Below are 2,523 nucleotides of genomic sequence, written 5' to 3'. Positions count from 1 at the left end.
GTGGTGAGCGCCGTGTCGACCTGGACGAGACGCGGGCCGTCGGGTCGTTCCGCGAGGACGGCGCGCAGTTCCTCCGCGCCGGTGACGTGCCGGGCCGGCACCCCGTAGCCCTCGGCGATGCGGGTGAAGTCCAGCCCGGGAATGTCCAGGCCGGGCGCGTCCGGCACCCCGAGCAGTCCGCCGAACCAGCGCAGCGCGCCGTACGTGCCGTTGCGCAGCAGCACGACGGTGAGCGGGACGCGCAGCCGGGCCGCGGTCCACAGGGCGGTGATGCCGTAGTTGGCGGACCCGTCGCCGATCACCGCGGTCACCGGCCGGTCCGGCTGGGCGAGGGCGATGCCGACCGCGCCGGGCAGGCCGAAGCCGAGCCCGCCGGCCGCGGGGAAGTAGTAGGAGCCCGGGCGGCGCAGGTCCATCTGCCGCCACCAGGCCGCGCTGGTCGACGTCGACTCCACCACGTACGACGTGTCCTGGGGCTGCTCGTCACGCAGCGCCGCGAACACCTCCTCCGGGTGGAGCCGGTCCCCCTCCCCCGCGGCGGGGGCGGGCGCGGGCCGGTACTCCTCGCCGGGCACGGGGGCGCCCTCACCGAGAACGTCGAGCAGCAGGCAGATCACGGCGCCGGGGTCGGCGACCACCGCCTCGCCCATCGGCGCGCGGGCGGCGGCCGAGGCGTCCTCCGTCACCTGGATCAGCCGGGTCCCCTCGGGCAGGTACCGGCCCGGCAGGTACTCGTGGTAGCGGAACACCGGCGCGCCGAGCACCAGCACCAGGTCGTGCCCCTCGAAGGCGTCCGAGATCGGCTTGATGCCCGCGGGGAGCACGCCGCGGAAGAGCGGGTGGCGGTTGGGGAACGGCAGCCGGAACTGCGACGGCGCCGCCCACACCGGGCCGCCGAGCCGCTCCGCGAGGCGGACGGCGTCGTCGAAGAGCCCCGCCGTGTCGACGTCGCCGCCGAGCACCAGCGCCGGACGCTCGGCGGCCGTGACCCGCTCCACCAGGTCGCGGCCCAGCTCCGTCCCGGGCGCGGAGCCCCGCCGCACGGACCGGTCGAGGACGGCGGCGCCGTTCTCCCCCGCGTCGGCGGCCCAGTCGTCGTAGGGCACGGAGAGATACGTCGGCCTGCGCTGGAGCTCCGCCTCGAAGACCGCCTGGGCGAGGGCGCGGGGCACGTCCTGCGCGCAGGCGGGCTCGGCGGCCCAGCCCACCAGGGGCTTCATCAGCGAGGGCGCGTCCACGTTGGCCAGGTTCGCCTCGGGGCCCACCGCGGGCCGCACCTGCTGTCCCGCCACGATCACCATCGGGGTCCGCGAGGACACCGCGTTGGTGAGCGCGCCCATCCCGTTGCCGGAGCCGGACGCCGCGTGCAGGTTCACCAGCACCGGCCGGCCGGTCGCCTGGGCGTAACCGTCCGCCATGCCGACCACGGCGCCCTCGTGCAGGCCGAGCACGTAGCGGAAGCCGTCCGGGAGGTCGGCGAGGAAGGGCAGCTCGTTGGACCCGGGGTTGCCGAAGACGGTGGTCAGGCCCCGGCGGGCCAGGAACTGGTGCGAGACATGACGTATGGAGGGCACGAACGTTTCACGTTCCTTTCGTGTGATGGCCGACACGCTAAGCAGCGGCTCTCACCCGAGACCAATAAATGTTTCCGGTCCGCGATATAGATCTGCTCGATACGGACGCGTAGGCTCCGGCCGCATGCGGGAGTTCGACCTCAACCTGGCCCGGCTGTTCGTGCTGCTCTACGAGACCGGCAGCGTCACGGCCACGGCCGACGCGCTGCACGTCACGCAGCCGACGGTCAGCTACAGCCTGGCCAAGCTGCGCCGGCACTTCGACGACGACCTGTTCCGCCGCAGCGGGCGCGGCCTGACCCCGACGGCGGGCGCGCGCCGGCTGTACGAGCCGCTGCAGCGGGCGCTGTCCCAGATCGACGAGGCGACGCGGCAGGCCGACGAGTTCGACCCGGCGACGATGTCCGCCAACTTCACCCTCGCCCTCTCCGACCTGGGCGAGACCACCCTGCTCCCCCGCCTGGTGGCGGCCGCCCGGCGCTCGGCCCCCGGCGTCTCCTTCACCGTCCGGCCGCTGGACGTCGACGACGCCGAACGCCGGCTGAGCCGCGGCGAACTGGACGCCTTCGTGGCCACCCCCGTCATGGCCTCCCACCGCACCGTCCGCGTCCCGCTCTTCCGCGAGCGCTACGTCGGCGTGGTCGCCTCGTCCCACCCCCGGGTGACGGGCGACGCGGTCACCCTGGAGCAACTGGCGGCCGAGCACCACGCCACCGTCTTCGGCCCCAGCGGCCACGCCACGCCCCGCTCACTGCTGGCCGCGCACGGTCTCCTCGACCGGGTCGCCGTGGAGGTCACCCGTTTCACGATCCTCCCCTACCTGCTGGAGCAGACGGATCTGATCGCCGTGGTCCCGGAGTACGTCGCCGAGGTCTTCGGCGCCTCCCACGACATCCGCCTCGTCCGCCTCCCCTTCGCGGCGGAACCCATCGAGGTCGCCCTCTACGCC

2 protein-coding genes are annotated in these 2,523 nt (G+C 74.2%); one reads left to right on the top strand and one right to left on the bottom strand.

Translation table 11 applies throughout. The features are described 5' to 3' along the window. A partial coding sequence (gene mdlC, locus ACOV8S_RS10660) for a benzoylformate decarboxylase (RefSeq protein ID WP_448317549.1) occupies positions 1-1,574 on the bottom strand: 1,574 nt, incomplete at its 3' end. 124 nt (positions 1,575-1,698) lie between these two features. On the opposite strand from mdlC, the gene ACOV8S_RS10655 reads away from it, so the two are divergent. Further along, positions 1,699-2,523: LysR family transcriptional regulator (locus ACOV8S_RS10655; protein ID WP_448317548.1), on the top strand; the 825-nt coding region annotated here is incomplete at its 3' end.

The sequence above is a fragment of the Streptomyces sp. CO7 genome, from assembly GCF_053474865.1.
This window is presented reverse-complemented; position numbering and strand designations above follow the sequence as displayed.